This is a genomic window from Pseudoalteromonas sp. APC 3358, assembly GCF_030408075.1.
In the GTDB taxonomy this organism is placed as follows: Bacteria; Pseudomonadota; Gammaproteobacteria; order Enterobacterales; family Alteromonadaceae; genus Pseudoalteromonas; species Pseudoalteromonas arctica.
In genome coordinates, this window is sequence record NZ_JASDCE010000004.1 from 284,263 (window position 1) to 300,424 (window position 16,162).

A 16,162-nucleotide genomic window follows, 5' to 3' on the forward strand; every position below is an offset into this window, starting at 1 on the left:
CTTAAGTAGACCTGTACGAGAATAAAAACTTTCATTTATTTTCATAATATTTACTTTTGCGGTTTCTACATTAAATATGGTTGGTAATTACAGATTTATCAATGTGTGATTTACAGGTAAACTATGCGTCCAGTTTTTTATCAAAATTAATCACTTTATGAAACTTGTTTTAGCACCTATGGAAGGTGTCGTTGATTTTAAAATGCGCCAATTACTCACAGACATTGGTGGGTTCGATTTGTGCGTTACCGAGTTTGTAAGAGTGGTTGAAACATGCTTACCTGATAAAGTTTTTCATCGATTTTGCCCTGAACTACATAATAATGGATTTACGCGAGCAGGTACTCCTGTGCGTGTTCAATTACTCGGCCAAGAAGCAAATCCGTTAGCCGAAAATGCAGTAAGAGCAATTGCTTTAGGATCTCATGGGGTCGACCTTAACTTTGGTTGCCCAGCAAAAACCGTTAATCGTAGTCGAGGGGGTGCTGTACTGCTTAAAGATCCTGACCACATGTATACGATTATTAAAGCAGTCCGAGATGCTGTAGATGACAAACATGAAGTAAGTGCAAAAATTCGCTTAGGCTTTGATGATGACAGTAACAGCCAAGAAATTGTTGATGCTGTGGTAAGCGCAGGCGCAAATAGTGTAGCTATACACGCCAGAACCAAACGTGATGGTTATAACCCGCCAGCTTATTGGGAAAAAATTCCACCAATAATAAAAGATAAAAATATTGCCGTTGTTGCCAATGGTGAAATTTGGCAAGTTGAGGACGCAATGCTTTGCCAAAAACGAAGTGGATGTACTGATTTGATGCTTGGTCGTGGCGCCCTTTCGCACCCTGATTTAGCAAAAAAAATTAAAGCTCATGTAAATAATGAACAATATGATGGCCTTCAATGGGAGCATATTATTTATCACTTAATCCACTCTGCTATTCATCAAGACCCTGCAAAAGATGAAAAGTATTTTGCTTCTCGTACAAAGCAATGGCTAGGTTACCTTAAACGCCAATACCCGCAAGCGATCGATTTATTTGATGAAATCAGGCGTTTAAAAAGTAAAGAAGATGTGGCAAGCGTATTAAATAAATACGCCAAAGCACCGCAACTTGATTCAAATCATAACGGCTAACCTAAAGCCTCTAGATAATATCAGTATAACGTGAAGCCAATTTAATAAGGTTGTACTGATAATGCATCATCAAAAAAGACTAAACGATGAAATAGCACAAATTAAATTAAATATATTAACTATGCTTTCTAAATCAGCCTACCCTACACATCAGCATTTAATACAAATTTTAGATAATACAGCAAACAATGAATGGTTAGACTGTGCAGCAGAGAAGCTAGGTCCTGAGTATGCGTTTTTGATCAGTCGCATGACTAAATTAGAAGCGGCGGTCAGCCAAATAGAAATTGGGCAATATGGCTACTGCTGCGACTGTGAAGAAAAAATACCAGCCAAATCACTTGAACTAGACCCCGCAACTCAACGGTGTACAAAGTGCGCACAATAAGCGCACTTTCAAATCATTATATAATTTGTTGTATAAAGCTAAATGATTGCCCTGGGTAGAGTATGATATCTTCAACTAAATATTGAGCCTCTTCTTGGGTGATTTCTAAGCGTTTCATAAGGTTTACCTTCGCCTGTGGCAAAGTCCACGCATGGTAATGAATGCCAATATCTGATTCCATCATTACAAGCATCAATGTTTTATCTTTATCAGACATGTTCATATTGCTCGCCATTGCAGGTAAGTCTTGATAATCAGCCTGCCAATCAAGCCCTTCAATTAATTTTTCATCCGATAGATACTGCACTAAAAACGATTTTTTATGAGAAATAGACAATTTACTGTCGAATGCAACACGATCTAATACTTTTATATTTTCATTTAAAATAGTAACCCACTCTAGCGGTGAATGTACTTCGCCACTGAAGTAATTAAGTTTGCTCTGATACCACTGTGACCCATTTGGTAGGCCTCTCAGACCAACACTACCTCTAGGCTTATAACTAGTTAAATAATCGCTAAAAGCTCTTATATGACTCTTAAGCGCTGGTTGAGCGTCATTACTACCTATCGCACTCAATACATAGCTTTGTAGTAGTGTGAGCTCAATTTTATTCAGCTTTAAATTGCTTTGTTTAGCACTGTCTAGCGTATCTTGGGTTAACTTAAGCCAAGTAATAATATTATCCGGCGTACTTTTTGACCCCTCAAAAGCAAGCATGTTTTTTAATACGTCTACTTGAGCCGGCCAATTAAAATAGCGCTCAGGAAAGCGCTCTGCAATAACCAAGTAGTTTACTTGTGCAATTTGATTGAGATTAAGCTCCATACCCATTAGGTTCTGATAAATAGTATGACGTTTAACTAAATACGCATCAGAAAATACCAATTGCTCTTTAGTAATCCTATCGATTTTTTTAGCGTCTGGTTGTACAAGTGCCATGTTTAAAGTTTTTAAAGCAACTTGTGCGTCTTCAAATGACTCATAAGGTTGAGGCTGCTTTGAACATGCAGCTAAAAATAAGCACAGTAGTAATGAAAAAGAGAGCTTTTTATACATAGTAGTTCCAATAAAAAAAGCCCCAGAGGGGCTTTTTATAAGTTGCTTTAGCTAATTAAAATTAAATTTTAACACCGTTGCGAGCGGCTTTATCTTTAATATATGTAGACCAACCTTTTGCAAACTTACGTGTGCGAGGGTCATCCATAGCTTTAGTAATTGCAGCATATGCTTGCTTATACTTACCTTGATAGTAATACGCTTCAGCTAAATCTGAATAAATAGTACCTTTTTTATCAGAGCCAAGCTCTAATGCTTTGTTCAAACGAACAACAGCAGCACTGAATTTTTCAGATTGTAAAAGTAATGAACCAGCTTTACGATAAAGTTCAGCGTCGTCATCAAATTTAGCAGCTTCTTCGTAGTACTTAGCAGCTTTTTCTAGATCTTTAGAGCGATGATAATTACTAGCAATCGCGTTAATATTCTGCTTTGTACGTTTTACTTTTTCACTCTTAATGGCCTTTTCTAGCGTTACAGCTGCTCTAAAAGGGATCTCGTTTAGAGAGTAAAAGTTAGATAAGACTTTATAATCAACTTCATTTTCAAAGTAACCGTTCTTGTAAGCAACTTCCATCGTTGCTAAACCTTTAGAATAATCCTCAGTTTGTAGGTAATATTTACCTAAACCAATCCAAGCTTTTTTATCATCAGGCCATACACGAACAATCTCTTCGCCAACTTTAACCATACTTGCATAATCTTTAAGTTCAAAGTATGCAGCTAGTTTTAGTTGGAAAGGGCCTTTATTTGGCTCTTTTTGAAGTTTAATTGCCTTATCTGCTGGTTCAAAAACATCACGAAACTGCTCTAACTGGAAATTAGCTTGGGCAATACGTGTGTAAACCGTAGGGTCTTCTTGGCCAGTGAAGTCCATCCAAGCTACATAAGCTTTTTTGGCTTCTTGATACTTTTCAGTACCGGCGTATAAATCGCCTAACAGTTTTAGAGTTTGTTCTTGATCAGCAAAGTTTAAAACATCAGGGGCAACTGCTTGTTTAGAGTACTTAATCGCTTCGTCATACTTTTCTTTTTGCGCGTACATGCTACCTAAGTAACGATTTACAGTCGCTTTATCAAAGTCATTCGAAGCATCAATCTCTCTAAGCAACACAATTGCTTCATCAACTTTTTCTTCATTGTACAAGTCAAATGCTTTAATTACCTTTTTACCAGTACGCTCGCCCATGATTTTAGTTTTTGCTTTTTTACGCTCTTCAATTTTTGCGTAATCTGGCGCTGCTAAAACAGATGCACTTAAAGTAGCACCAGTCACAGACATAAGAATCGCAAGAGCAGTTACTTTAGAAAAATTTCTCATTACTCGCCTCCTTAGTTGCCTTGGTTAAGTTTAAAGTCTAATTGAACTTGTAAACCTGGTTGTTTCTGTGGTTTTCCGTCAATGATCTTTGGACGGTACTTCCATTTACGCAATGCGCGTTTAGCTTCACGGTCAAAGATACGTTTCGGATCTGCGTCAATTACTTCAACGTCAATCACTCCACCTAACTCATCAATTGTGAATGAAAGTTGTACCCAACCTTCTTTGCCATCACGTGCTGCTTGCGTTGGATATTTTGGTTCTATACGAACGATAGGTGTCGCATCACCATCTCGTCCAAATGCACCAGGACCACTTAATCCACCAGCTGAACTACCTATATCGATACTACCCATATTAAATGACATAGCACCAGGATTAGGGTTATTATTTTCCGGCTGTGGCGGCTGCGGTTTAGGCGGCTGCTTTGGCGGTGGTGGAGGAGGAGGCGGTACACGCTTCCTCTCCTGCACCTTAGATTCAGGCGGATTCGTCATTATTTCGACTATGATCTGCTCTTTTTGTTCCGTATTACGGTCAGCCCCACCAGAGATGAGGAAGGCCATGAAGTAGAACAAGCCGAAAGTAACTGCCCCACCTGCAATCAGTGAAAACAGAAAACGAATCATTACTGATCTCCAGCTATTGAAATTCTAAGGTTGTCACCCGTCGCTTTAATCTGGTCCATAACTTTAACCACTGTGCCGTGTTTAGCTTCTTTATCAGCTTGTATAATCACAACTTCAGTAGGTTGTTCTGCTAATAAACTTTCGATTTTTGCTGAAATACGTTCAACATCAATTTGTTGTTTATCAACCCAGATTTCGCCGTTACTACGAATAGCAATAAAAATGTTAGCATTTTTTTGCTTAGTAGCTTGGGCAGCTTTTGGTTTATTGACCTCGATACCAGCCTCTTTAACGAACGATGTAGTTACGATAAAGAAAATAAGCATGATAAATACGATGTCAAGCATTGGCGTCATATCAACCGCTGCTTCTTCTTCTTCACGAAAACGTTGTTTACGTGCCATATTTAATTCTCTCTCTAGTGATGAGGCATACTATCAATAAGTTTGGCTTTCACCATTTTAGCTTTTGTCTCAAGACGTGAGCTAAAAAATACTCCAGATAGTGCCGCAACCATTCCAGCCATTGTTGGGATTGTTGCCATTGAAATACCTGATGCCATTAAGCGTGCATTACCCGTACCCTGGTTGGCCATGGTTTCAAAAACCGAGATCATACCAGTAACAGTACCAAGTAAGCCTATTAAAGGACAAACAGCTACTAATGTCTTAATCAACAACATACGCTGATCTAATTTTTCAGACGCTTCAGAAATCCATGCTTCACGGATTCTGTGTGCGTACCAAGACGTAGTGTCTTGGCGGGCATCCCACTTTGCTACAATTTCTTTCGCTGTGCGAGGAAATTCTGCAAGTAGGAACCAATAGCGCTCAATCATTAAAACCCACATCAGAAAGAGTGCTATCGCGACCACGTATAAAACCTGGCCGCCTGTGCCAACAAAATCCCTGATAGATTCCCATATCTCCATCAGGACTAGCATTAGGCTTTCTCCTTCTCCGCGTGAGTAGCAACGATACCCGCGCTTTGCTCATCAAGGATGTGTAATACCGACTTACTACGACCAGCTACAAGAGCATGAAGTAGAATTAGTGGTAATGCAGCAATTAGACCTAGCGCTGTAGTTACAAGTGCTAGAGAGATGTTACCTGCCATGATCTTCGGATCACCCGTACCGAACAATGTGATTGTTTGGAACGTTAAGATCATACCGATTACTGTACCTAGTAGACCTAGTAACGGTGCGATTGCAGCAAGAATCTTAATTATGTTGATACCAGCTTCGATGCGTGGCGTTTCACGTAGAATCGCTTCATCAAGTTTAAGCTCAAGGTTTTCAACATCTTGGTTCTTGTTGTCATGGTACACTTTAAGAATACGACCCAGTGGGTTATTTGTATTCGGTGTAGCAACATTTTTAAGCTGGCTCTTAATCTTACTAGTAGTAAGTGTAAGGTCAACAAAGCGAATTAAAGTAATTAGCATACCTAAAGCTAGTAAAGCTGTAATGATATAACCAACTACGCCACCTTGATGGAAGTATTCCATAAGTGTCGCTTTTTGAGTGTTGATACGTAAGATAGCACCACGAGTCGGATCGATATAAACACCAGCGTAGTTATCTGGTGATGTATTTTCAAGATCGGTGATACCGTCTAAAATATAGCTATCAGGCTGTTTACCTAGAGGCTGAATAGACTTAGTTTCTGGTGAATAAATTAAGTAACCATCGTCTGTAACTAAGTTAAAGTTACCGATACGCGTTACTTTCTTCATTGACGGGTTACCGTCAAGACCAGCAACTTCAGTTTCAAAAGTTGAAACTTTAGCTGATTCAGTCATTTCTGTTTGAAGTGAAATCCAAAGTTCTTCAAGTTCGCGAACTGTAGGAAGTTCTTTAGCAGCAGCTAATGAACGTAAGATTTCAGCACGGCCAGGTTTCTCAGCACTAACTAGTGATGCTTCGATAGAACCGATAGCGTCTTGAGCTGCACGACGTACAACACCAAACATCTCACCCAAAGTACCTTGAGCACTTTGAAGAGCTGCTTCTTTTTCAGCTAACGTGTTTTCATTTTGTGCATATTGCTTAGTTAAGCTTTCACCACGAGACTTCTCAGAAGCAAGTTGGCTTTTAGCTTTATTAAGTAAAGATTGCTTGTCAGCACGATCTGATAAGAACTCTTGTTCACGTTTCTTATCGATTTTACCTTCAGAGATACGCTCTTGCTTTACTTGCTCAAGTATTTTATCTAGAGCTCCAGTATTTGCATGTGCATTTAACGCGGTACCTGCAGAAACAGTTAGTACTGCGGCAACAGCAAAACCTTTAAATAGTTTCTTCATTATTGATTACTCCGCGCCAAAGATAGGTAGTTTAACAAGTTCTAATGTCGCTTGCTTACGCGCCATACGAATAACTTCTTTAACAGGTTTTAGGTATTCTTCACCTAATTTTTTCCACTGTTTAGTGTTGTTATCCCACACCCAAGCATGTTTCAAGTCAAAAGACTGAGCAACGTAAGTAATACGACCTAACTGACCGATATCAACGTTAATACTTTTGCCATCAACTTCTAGTGTACCTTGTGAAGCAGATACAAGTGAGCTGTATGCTGTTTCAATAGTGTAAGCTTCAAGTACTTGACGGAATTTTTCAGACGTCGTTACAGACGCAGAAACCATGATTTCACGTAGTCTTTCAACACGTCCTAAACGCGTCTCTAGATTAAATGGAACGTCCGCTTTGATGAATTGCTCAAGCGTATCGATCATGCGATACATCAAAGGCACAACGTTTTGTTTCGTGTTATCAATCGTAGCGATTTGACGATCAAACGATTCAATAGACGCGTTTTGGCTATCAACCAAGCGCGACACGTGATCGTTATACACTTTCATAAGTTCAGTCTCATCAACAACGCTACGGTACTCAGCGATTAGCTCCTGAGTTTGACCATATACATTGTCAATTTTAGTTTGAGACTTAACCGCAGCCTTTTGAATTTGTTGACCTGCTTTTTGCACGTCATTCAAAGGATCTGCAATCACATTGCTGCTTGCAAATGCAAATGCGCCAACCAACGCAGTTGCTACAAGACTCTTTCTGATTTTAACAGACATAGTTCCCAACCAATTAAGTAATGTTACTTTTATAATTTAATTATCCTCCGAAGAGAACAACCCTGATATCTTTTAATAGATATCAACCTTCCAATAATGCTAAATGCAATTAGCGCTGTCAACTTGATGTTTACTAATCTCTGCAAATAAATAGCTAAGTTAATGCTTAAACAAAAGTACTAGCACACAACTGTTAACATTATTGCAACTAAGCTTTTGCTTAATATTTCGATTAAAGCCTTTTGAGGGGTGTATTTATTCGCATTGTACTGACATAAAACAACATTATTGCAACATTTAGCCAAAGCTGAATTCGCACTGAAAAAAAACAAAAAAAAATATAGATAGATATAACAAAAGTTATTTTTTAAACGATTTCAGCAAATTTTATCTCCCCAATAACACTTCATCTGAAAAAACAAACCATTTGTCGCACAAAAAAACAACACTGGGTAATCTACAATACCGCCCACCTTGCTTTATGCACGCAATGCCTAAAGCCATTTATAAAACGTGTTTCCCATAAATAGTAATAATAAGTTTCTTTTAGCAAGGCCTGAAATAGCCAAATAGCTTTCGATAATTAGACGAGTTACATTTACCGCTTTAGAGTGCTCATTAATACTATTTGACAGTTAAATTTATTTAGTAACAAAGTTAATCACAAAAAGCTGCTCAACTTTAATAATAATGGACTATAAATGATGCCTAACGCTTCCGTAATAAACTATCAGAGGCCTATAGAGGTTCCCTTGCCCATTTATAGTTAAAGTACAAAACTTCAACCTGATTGCACTAGCAAGACTTACACTAAAATTTACACAGATTGTTATTTGGCATCATTTTTATGTATATAAGTATCAGATCAGTCGGATAAATTGTAAGGGATGTTTTAAATGCGATAGAAAGTGGTTCGATTGTATTTCAGATAATTGAATTTTGGGTTTGTATTAAAATAGAAGATTTAAGAATATATGAAATTTGCGTTCAAGGATTTAAAAAGAAGGATTTTATTAATTATGTACATAGAGAGGAATTATGGTGAAACAGAGACCTGCTTCACCAAGATGAACTAGAGTTCACATAATAAATTATGCTGCTTCTACGTTCTCAGCTTCAGGGCCTTTTTGACCTTGTTTGATGCTGAATGTCACTGCTTGACCTTCGCTAAGAGTGCGAAAACCAGAACCAGTGATTGCGCTGAAATGTACAAACACGTCAGGACCATTTTCTTGTTCAATGAAACCAAAGCCTTTAGCTTCGTTGAAAAACTTTACTTTACCAGTAACCGACATACTAAATTTTCCTGTAAGTCAATAATTAAAATTCAGCCATATTATTATGGCAATATCCTCCCTGAGTCAATGCTCAAAAATATGGAGGTACAGTACAGGAACAAGTAATAACCTAACCGGTAACCTTAAACGCAGCACAATATCCGTAAATTCAATACATAAAAACTCAAAGCAAGGTAAGATTAACACATTATATTTTTTTTCGCTCTATTAATTGGGAATTATTTATTAAAAATATAAATTTGTTTCAAATCGCCTTTAACTGACTAATTTCCAAGCAAAAACTATAAAGTATTATTGTAATATATATTGCTATAAACGCGTATAAAAGCCCTCTACAACAGCAATACTGTCAAACAACGCTTCAATAACATCAAAAATACAAACAAAAAAGCCGCTTTAAAAATTAAGCGGCTTTTGGTTTAAATATAGAATATTAACTATTTAACAGACCAATCAATAGTATCTTCTGCTTTTATAGGAACAACTTCAGAGTCGCCTAGGGTATAACTTGCAGGTACGTCCCATGGTTTTCTTTGTAATGTTATTGTATCGGCATTACGCGGCAACTCATAAAAGTCAGGACCAAAGTGGCTTGCAAATCCTTCAAGCATGTCCAAAGCTCCTGCGTCTTCGAATGCTTCAGCGTATAACTCAATAGCGGCATGAGCCGTATATGCACCAGCACAACCACAAGCAGCTTCTTTTTTATCTTTATAATGTGGTGCAGAATCAGTTCCTAAGAAAAACTTTTTATTTCCACTTATAGCTGCGGCCATTAATGCTTGCTGGTGAATGTTACGTTTGAGGATTGGCAAACAGTAATAATGTGGGCGAATTCCACCCGCTAACATATGATTACGATTATAAAGTAAATGATGAGCTGTAATTGTTGCTGCTACATTGCTAGGTGCATTAACTACAAACTCTACTGCATCTTTAGTTGTAATATGCTCTAGTACAATTTTAAGTTCAGGAAAGTCACTTACCACATCCCCTAAAATCGTCTCTAAAAATACTTTTTCACGGTCAAAAATATCAATTGATGAATCAGTAACTTCTCCGTGTACTAACAGCAACATACCTACTTCTTGCATTGCTTTTAAAACCGGGTAAATATTTTTGACTGATGTAACACCCGAATCAGAATTGGTTGTAGCGCCAGCAGGATACAGCTTTGCAGCTACTATTTTACCCGTTGCTTTTGCTTTCTTTATTTCATCTGGTGTCGTTTTATCAGTAAGGTAAAGTACCATTAAAGGCTCAAAGGCACCTTGTGGGCCTGCTGCCATAATACGTTCTCGATAAGAAAGAGCGGTATCAGTACATGTTGCCGGCGGAACAAGGTTTGGCATAATAATAGCGCGACCCATGTATCTGCTAATGTCTCGTACAGTATCCTTTAGCTGGTCGCCATCACGTAAATGTACATGCCAGTCATCTGGGCGAGTGATAGTAAGGGTTGTTACAGAGTTTGTATTATTGCTTGTCATTACTTTGTTCCAAGGCTGAATTTATCCGATCATAGGCATATGATGTTTTCGAGTAAAGATTTTATTAAAAATAATGCATATGTTGATGACATTACCGAGTTGTGTAATTAAAGCTTAATACTCCAATTCAATTGAGATTAGCCATTGTTATTACTTACAATTAATTAAAGTCATTCGTCATAATAATTTACAGCCAATTAAAACCACTCATCGCTTTATTTTGTACAAAATCCAAGATTAGGTTAACTTAGCTACGTATTTAAAAATAAAAAGAATAATATAAATTGCCTATGTCTTACAAAAATAATGCCTCAAGAGCACTTGAGATAAAAACTGATCAACTGAGTATTATTAATCAATTTTCATCAAGCTTATTGCAACTAGACACACTAGACGAGCTATTTGAGTATGTTACAACGCACGTTGTTAACCGTTTAGGATTTGTTGATTGCGTTATTTACCTTGCCGATAACAATGCTTATACATTAAATCAAGTTGCATCGATGGGTATTGCTCACGCCCGAGACAAATATCAAGCCGAACGTAAAGTAATACGTTTTAGTGAAGGAATTACTGGGGCTGTTGCAACTACTGGTAAAGCAGTAGTTATCGATGATGTAACAAAAGATAGCCGTTATATCGCAGATGAGCGCCCTGCCCAATCAGAACTATGCGTCCCTCTTATATATAAAGAACAAGTTTTAGGTGTTATTGATTGTGAGCACCCTATTAAAGGCTACTTTACAAACGCACACCTTGAAATTCTTACAACAGTTGCCCACTTACTCAGTGCTAAAATTAACCAGGTAAATACGGTAAATAACTTACAAAAAACAGTTGAGCAACTTAACAACGCACAAAAATTAGAAAATAGCTTATTACAAATAGCTAACCTAACCTACAAAGCTAACGACTTAGATACCTTCTTTGAAGCCTTGCATTCAATTATCAATAACTTACTTCGTGCTGATAACTTTTTTATCGCTTTATATGACAAAAAAGTAGATATACTTGACCTTGTTTATATAGTCGAAGAAGGCATAAACACTAAAACACATCAAAAAATATCTAAAGAACAGCTAAAAGACACTGCTTCATATTACCTACTGCAAACTGAGCAAACCTTATTACTCAATAAAGATGCCTTTCAAAGTCATATTGATAACGGTGATTTTAAAATGGTAGGTAGACAATCAGAGTCTTGGTTGGGTGTTCCATTTAAAACAAGTGATCGTATAAGCGGTGTTATTGTTGTACAAAGCTACGATAAAACACTGCAATACAACGAACACGACAGCGCTCTTCTAACTTACGTAAGTCGTCAAATAAGTATGGCAATTGATAGACAACTAGCCCGACAAGAGCTCGAGCATAAAGCATTGCATGACGAGCTTACCGGCCTTGCTAACCGCTCATTACTCATTGAGAGAATAAAGCATGCTATTTTACGTTTAACGCGCGCTAAAAAAAGTACTAGCCATGCCCTGCTGTATCTAGATTTTGATCGTTTTAAAAGTATAAATGATTCGCTAGGGCATGAAGTCGGAGACCATTTTCTTATAAAAATATGCGACTTAATTAAAAGTACAGTACGAAGCACGGATACATTTGCTCGTTTAGGCGGTGATGAATTTGCTATATTTATGGAAAATATCACACATAAAAACCAAGTTAATGAAGCTTTAAACAGAATTAAAAGCGCATTATCAAAACCTCTAAATGTAGATAGCCACTTACTTCAAGCTTCTACTAGTATTGGTATTGCCTATACCGACAACATAAACGATAAAGCTTATATATTACTGCAACAAGCTGATGCTGCTATGTATGAAGCAAAATCCACCGGGCGTGGACAAGTTAAGTTTTTTAATAACACGATGCGTAAAAAACTTAAAACCCATGCCGATATCGAAAACGACTTGCAACACGGTATAGAACACAACGAATTTGAACTCTATTTTCAGCCAATTTTTACAATTACCACAAGTGAAGTTGTCGGATTTGAAGCACTTGTGCGCTGGCATCATCCAAAAAAAGGATTTGTACCACCTAATGACTTTATACCGATAGCTGAAACTACAGGGCAAATTATAAATCTTGATTTACATTTACTTGATTTAGCCGCTCAGCAGATTTCTAATTGGCACCAGCAAGGTCATCGCTTTTTGAAAGTAACGGTTAATGTATCGTCACGACATTTTGCAAGCCTCGATTTTGTAGCGCAAATACATTCTATTTATAATAAATACCAATTACCTCTGGGTTCTTTATGTTTAGAAATTACCGAATCAGGCTTAATAGAAAATCTAGAACTCGCCACTCAAATAATAGAAGGTCTTTCACCTTTAAAAGTAAAATTGTGCCTTGACGATTTTGGAACGGGTTATTCAGCACTGGGCTACTTGCACCAACTGCCTATTCATATTTTAAAAATAGATAAAAGCTTTATTGACCACCTACAAGATTCCACCAACCCACTTGTTGAAGCCATTTTATCACTTGCGCAATCATTAAAACTTGAGGTTGTTGCTGAAGGGATAGAAACACTTGAACAATTAGCCATTTTACAATCCACCGCGTGCGACTATGGCCAAGGTTTTTTAAAGTCAAAACCGGTCACAGCCAAAGAAGCCATATTACTTATTAATAAGCCTTTATAAAAAGAGCCAGCGAGTTGGTCGCTGGCTTAGGTATTACGTATATACTCATCCATTAAACTAAAGCTAAAAAGCAAAATGACTTTAGTTTTTAAACCACAACCTAAAGTAACCATTCCCCACCCCACACAGTTATTTATATAGTCAAAATTCACACTGAGGTGAAGCACACCGCAATCGATATACTTAAAATACAACATGAAGCAAACTCATCTAAAACTCATCAAACCAGTTTTCGAATGACTTTTATCGTTACTAATTCTAATATTTTCGCGATTCATAGCAACAAACTGCAATAAACCACAATAAATCGCAAACTTTTAGCCATCTAGACGTTGAAACGTTTTTTGTATAGGCGTAGTATGTGGTTAATCTGAGCTGAACTCACTTTTCCCATGAGAATTTTTAAAGATGATTGGTATTAAACATTTAAAAACCATAGCAACCCTAAAAGAAACAGGATCTTTGGTTAATACAGCACGAGAGTTATTTTTGACACAGTCTGCTTTATCTCATCAAATCAAAGATTTAGAGAATAAATTAGATTGCCAATTATTTGAGCGTAAAACTCAACCAGTCCGCTTTACCCCTCAGGGAATGCTATTACTTGAGTTGGCTCACGAAATATTACCAAAAATGGAAGCGACTAAATGCCGTTTGAAAGAAAGCCTAAATCAGCCTATTTCTCAACTGCGTTTAAGTGTGGAATGCCATGCATGTTTTCATTGGTTATTGCCTACTATTAAAGAATTTAATAACTTTTGGCCTGATATAAAAATTGATTACGAGCGCGGCTTTAGTTACGACGCTATTCCTGACTTACTAAGCGATGAGCTCGATTTAGTTTTAACATCTGACATACGTGAACCCGACACATTAGAATACGCGCACTTATTTGATTTTAAATTGAAGCTTATTGTGGCACCGGATCATGAACTTGCTAAAAAAGCGTATGTAACAGCGCTTGATTTAAAAAACGAAACTATTATTTCATACCCTATCCCGCGTGAACGCCAAGATATATTTAAGCATTTCATTCAAAATGCTCGTTTTGACGGTACGTTAAAAACGGTTGACCAAGGATTACTTATTTTTCAACTAGTAAGTGCCGGCATGGGTGTTGCCGCTTTACCTGATTGGCTAGTTACACCTTATGAAAGCCAAGGCTTAATTAAATCAATTCCTTTGGGCGCTCTTGGCCTTACTCGTCCTATGTATTTAGCGATGAAAAAAGACATGAAAGATAATCCTGTTTATCGTCACTTTTTAAATACGTGTAAGCTAAATAACGGTCGATAATCATCAATATAATGAGTAATATCGCTGTAATTAACTCTACAGCGTTTAACTCTTATGTTTGTTATTAAAAAAATGATTGGTGGCTTACTTATGCCACTGCCTCTATTTGGTTTATTTGCGTGCCTGATGCTCCTACTCGCATTTAAAGGCCGCAAATCAGCTCTCTTCTTATCTACTTTAAGCTTAATTGTATTACTTGCATTGAGCACGCCCTTTGTCGCCAATTTAATTATCCAAAATAATGAACCTGCGTCGCTTGCATTTAATACCCTAAAGCATCCAAAAATAGACAAAATAGTTGTACTAGGTTGCGATATAAACCCAAACCCTGCACTCAGTGCTAATAATCAATTAGGTAATTGTGCACTAACGCGCTTAGTAGAAGGTGTAAAGCTAGCAAAGCACTACCCTAATGCAGAGCTTATAGTGTCAGGCGGGGGTTATCAAAATACCACTAATAGCGGGCTTATGTATCAAACGGCAATTAGTTTAGGTGTTAATAAGAGTCGTATATTCCAAAACCCAAAAGCAATGGATACAGGTGAAGAAGCTAAGTTACTGGCATCAAAATTAGTCGACTTTAAAGTTGCACTAGTAACATCTGTACTGCACATGCCACGCGCAAAAGACTTATTTAATGCTCAAGGTATTGAAGTCATAACCGCAGCCACTGATTATCATAATTTTGCTGCACTTCCATGGAGCAAACAGTTTATTCCCAATGCTCATGCCTTACTAGTGGTTACGCAATACAGTCACGAAGTAGTAGGAAACACATGGATAAGTTTGCGCCGCTGGATAGATCCAGAGGCACTGTAGCTCATTTCGTCTAACTAACCTGAACTCTAGATAATAAATCTATCTCAAGTAGCGTTCAGGTTAACTAATAGATAGCCTAGTTAAACTGGGTTATCTATGTCTATAAATGTCACATCAAAACCATGCTCTTGAGCAAGTAACTCACCCAGAGCTTTTACACCATAGCGCTCTGTTGCATGATGCCCTGCGGCAAAAAAATCAATGTTTTGCTCACGAGAACTATGAATTGTTTGCTCCGATGCCTCACCCGTTAAATAAGCATCAATACCTTGCTCTGCAGCTAAATCAATATACCCTTGCCCACCACCAGTACACAGTGCAATGGTTTCAATTTTAGCTGAACGTACTAAACTTGTGAGTGGGGTTCGATTTAGCACTTTTGCAATTTTATCTGCAAAATCTTCACCACTTAATGGTGTTTTTAAACGCCCTTTCATTGCTACGCTATTTGAAGTTGGCTCTAGCCCTGTTTCAATTTCAATATCCAATAACTTTGCAAGTTGCGCGTTATTGCCAACTGCTGGATGAATATCGAGTGGTAAGTGATAGCCAAATAAATTAATATCGTGTGCTAATAACGCACCTATACGACGCTTTTTCATTCCCGTTATTGGTTGGGATTCCCCTTTCCAAAAAAATCCATGGTGAACCAAAATAGCATCTGCTTGTTGCTCAATGGCAGCATCTATTAAAGCTTGACTTGCGGTTACACCCGTCACAATTTTTTTAATTTCGTTTTTACCTTCAACTTGTAAGCCATTTGGGCAAAAATCTTTAATTAAATGAGGTTTTAAAATGTCATTTAGGAGTTGGTTAAATTCTCTACGTTGCATATAACTTACCTTACTTAGCACTGAATTTTGTGCAAATTTTGGCGTTTATAGCCCTAAAATGGAAGGAAAATCGCAAAAAATTGAAAAACTGTTTTAAAATAGGTATAAATACCTCTTCTTTATCTGTGTTCACAACGTATAGGGTC

15 protein-coding genes are annotated in these 16,162 nt (G+C 37.5%); 5 read left to right on the forward strand and 10 right to left on the reverse strand.

The annotated features are described in order from the left end of the window. Positions 1–157: 157 nt before the first annotated feature. The gene (locus QL995_RS08540; protein ID WP_007583877.1) at positions 158–1,138 is read left to right on the forward strand and encodes a tRNA-dihydrouridine synthase; all 981 of its coding nucleotides are present in this window, start codon (positions 158–160) and stop codon (positions 1,136–1,138) included. A 61-nt stretch (positions 1,139–1,199) separates the two neighbouring features. Beyond that, a complete protein-coding gene (locus tag QL995_RS08545) occupies positions 1,200–1,526 on the forward strand; it encodes a TraR/DksA C4-type zinc finger protein (RefSeq protein WP_024590816.1) in 327 nt (108 codons plus the stop codon). A 16-nt stretch (positions 1,527–1,542) separates the two neighbouring features. Here QL995_RS08545 and QL995_RS08550 read toward each other — a convergent pair whose 3' ends face one another. The 9 genes from QL995_RS08550 to pyrC form a co-directional block, all read right to left on the reverse strand. Beyond that, entirely contained in the window at positions 1,543–2,586 is a 1,044-nt protein-coding gene (locus QL995_RS08550) for a hypothetical protein (RefSeq protein ID WP_290293988.1), read from the reverse strand. A 61-nt stretch (positions 2,587–2,647) separates the two neighbouring features. Then, positions 2,648–3,907: a tetratricopeptide repeat protein gene (locus QL995_RS08555; RefSeq protein WP_165725919.1), complete on the reverse strand. Its 1,260-nt coding sequence runs from the start codon at positions 3,905–3,907 to the stop codon at positions 2,648–2,650. An 11-nt stretch (positions 3,908–3,918) separates the two neighbouring features. Next, positions 3,919–4,536, reverse strand: coding sequence for an energy transducer TonB (locus QL995_RS08560; protein WP_197111512.1), 618 nt, complete (start codon positions 4,534–4,536; stop codon positions 3,919–3,921). Beyond that, entirely contained in the window at positions 4,536–4,940 is a 405-nt protein-coding gene (locus QL995_RS08565; RefSeq protein WP_007583867.1) for a biopolymer transporter ExbD, read from the reverse strand. The genes QL995_RS08560 and QL995_RS08565 overlap by 1 nt, the downstream gene beginning before the upstream one ends. Positions 4,941–4,954: 14 nt before the next feature. Continuing rightward, positions 4,955–5,479 (reverse strand): MotA/TolQ/ExbB proton channel family protein, encoded by a 525-nt coding sequence (locus tag QL995_RS08570; protein WP_002961709.1) that lies wholly within the window; start codon positions 5,477–5,479, stop codon positions 4,955–4,957. Continuing rightward, positions 5,479–6,843, reverse strand: a complete 1,365-nt coding sequence (locus QL995_RS08575; protein ID WP_007583865.1) for a MotA/TolQ/ExbB proton channel family protein — start codon at positions 6,841–6,843, stop codon at positions 5,479–5,481. The genes QL995_RS08570 and QL995_RS08575 overlap by 1 nt, the downstream gene beginning before the upstream one ends. 6 nt (positions 6,844–6,849) lie before the next feature. Then, entirely contained in the window at positions 6,850–7,620 is a 771-nt protein-coding gene (locus tag QL995_RS08580; RefSeq protein ID WP_010553386.1) for a DUF3450 domain-containing protein, read from the reverse strand. Positions 7,621–8,711: 1,091 nt separating this feature from the next. Further along, the gene (locus QL995_RS08585) at positions 8,712–8,915 is read right to left on the reverse strand and encodes a cold-shock protein (RefSeq protein ID WP_002961702.1); all 204 of its coding nucleotides are present in this window, start codon (positions 8,913–8,915) and stop codon (positions 8,712–8,714) included. A 440-nt stretch (positions 8,916–9,355) separates the two neighbouring features. Next, positions 9,356–10,408 carry a dihydroorotase gene (gene pyrC, locus QL995_RS08590; RefSeq protein WP_165740288.1) on the reverse strand — a complete coding sequence of 351 codons (1,053 nt, stop codon included), beginning with the start codon at positions 10,406–10,408 and terminating at the stop codon, positions 9,356–9,358. Positions 10,409–10,698: 290 nt separating this feature from the next. Between pyrC and QL995_RS08595 the strand changes: the two genes are divergently transcribed. The 3 genes from QL995_RS08595 (at position 10,699) to QL995_RS08605 (ending at position 15,183) form a co-directional block, all read left to right on the forward strand. Beyond that, entirely contained in the window at positions 10,699–13,068 is a 2,370-nt protein-coding gene (locus QL995_RS08595; RefSeq protein ID WP_282114921.1) for a GGDEF domain-containing protein, read from the forward strand. 408 nt (positions 13,069–13,476) lie between these two features. Continuing rightward, complete coding sequence (locus QL995_RS08600; RefSeq protein WP_002961689.1) at positions 13,477–14,364, forward strand: LysR family transcriptional regulator; 888 nt, start codon at positions 13,477–13,479, stop codon at positions 14,362–14,364. A 54-nt stretch (positions 14,365–14,418) separates the two neighbouring features. Continuing rightward, entirely contained in the window at positions 14,419–15,183 is a 765-nt protein-coding gene (locus QL995_RS08605) for an ElyC/SanA/YdcF family protein (RefSeq protein ID WP_290293990.1), read from the forward strand. Positions 15,184–15,263: 80 nt separating this feature from the next. Here the strand turns inward: QL995_RS08605 and QL995_RS08610 are convergent, their stop codons facing one another. Next, positions 15,264–16,016: a Nif3-like dinuclear metal center hexameric protein gene (locus tag QL995_RS08610; RefSeq protein ID WP_282114920.1), complete on the reverse strand. Its 753-nt coding sequence runs from the start codon at positions 16,014–16,016 to the stop codon at positions 15,264–15,266. Positions 16,017–16,162: the final 146 nt, after the last annotated feature.

Coding starts and splice junctions, on each gene's coding strand:
- QL995_RS08540 (WP_007583877.1), top strand. CDS start 158: ATGAAACTTGTTTTAGCACCTATGGAAGGTGTCGTTGATTTTAAAATG.
- QL995_RS08545 (WP_024590816.1), top strand. CDS start 1,200: ATGCATCATCAAAAAAGACTAAACGATGAAATAGCACAAATTAAATTA.
- QL995_RS08550 (WP_290293988.1), bottom strand. CDS start 2,586: ATGTATAAAAAGCTCTCTTTTTCATTACTACTGTGCTTATTTTTAGCT.
- QL995_RS08555 (WP_165725919.1), bottom strand. CDS start 3,907: ATGAGAAATTTTTCTAAAGTAACTGCTCTTGCGATTCTTATGTCTGTG.
- QL995_RS08560 (WP_197111512.1), bottom strand. CDS start 4,536: ATGATTCGTTTTCTGTTTTCACTGATTGCAGGTGGGGCAGTTACTTTC.
- QL995_RS08565 (WP_007583867.1), bottom strand. CDS start 4,940: ATGGCACGTAAACAACGTTTTCGTGAAGAAGAAGAAGCAGCGGTTGAT.
- QL995_RS08570 (WP_002961709.1), bottom strand. CDS start 5,479: ATGCTAGTCCTGATGGAGATATGGGAATCTATCAGGGATTTTGTTGGC.
- QL995_RS08575 (WP_007583865.1), bottom strand. CDS start 6,843: ATGAAGAAACTATTTAAAGGTTTTGCTGTTGCCGCAGTACTAACTGTT.
- QL995_RS08580 (WP_010553386.1), bottom strand. CDS start 7,620: ATGTCTGTTAAAATCAGAAAGAGTCTTGTAGCAACTGCGTTGGTTGGC.
- QL995_RS08585 (WP_002961702.1), bottom strand. CDS start 8,915: ATGTCGGTTACTGGTAAAGTAAAGTTTTTCAACGAAGCTAAAGGCTTT.
- pyrC (WP_165740288.1), bottom strand. CDS start 10,408: ATGACAAGCAATAATACAAACTCTGTAACAACCCTTACTATCACTCGC.
- QL995_RS08595 (WP_282114921.1), top strand. CDS start 10,699: ATGTCTTACAAAAATAATGCCTCAAGAGCACTTGAGATAAAAACTGAT.
- QL995_RS08600 (WP_002961689.1), top strand. CDS start 13,477: ATGATTGGTATTAAACATTTAAAAACCATAGCAACCCTAAAAGAAACA.
- QL995_RS08605 (WP_290293990.1), top strand. CDS start 14,419: ATGTTTGTTATTAAAAAAATGATTGGTGGCTTACTTATGCCACTGCCT.
- QL995_RS08610 (WP_282114920.1), bottom strand. CDS start 16,016: ATGCAACGTAGAGAATTTAACCAACTCCTAAATGACATTTTAAAACCT.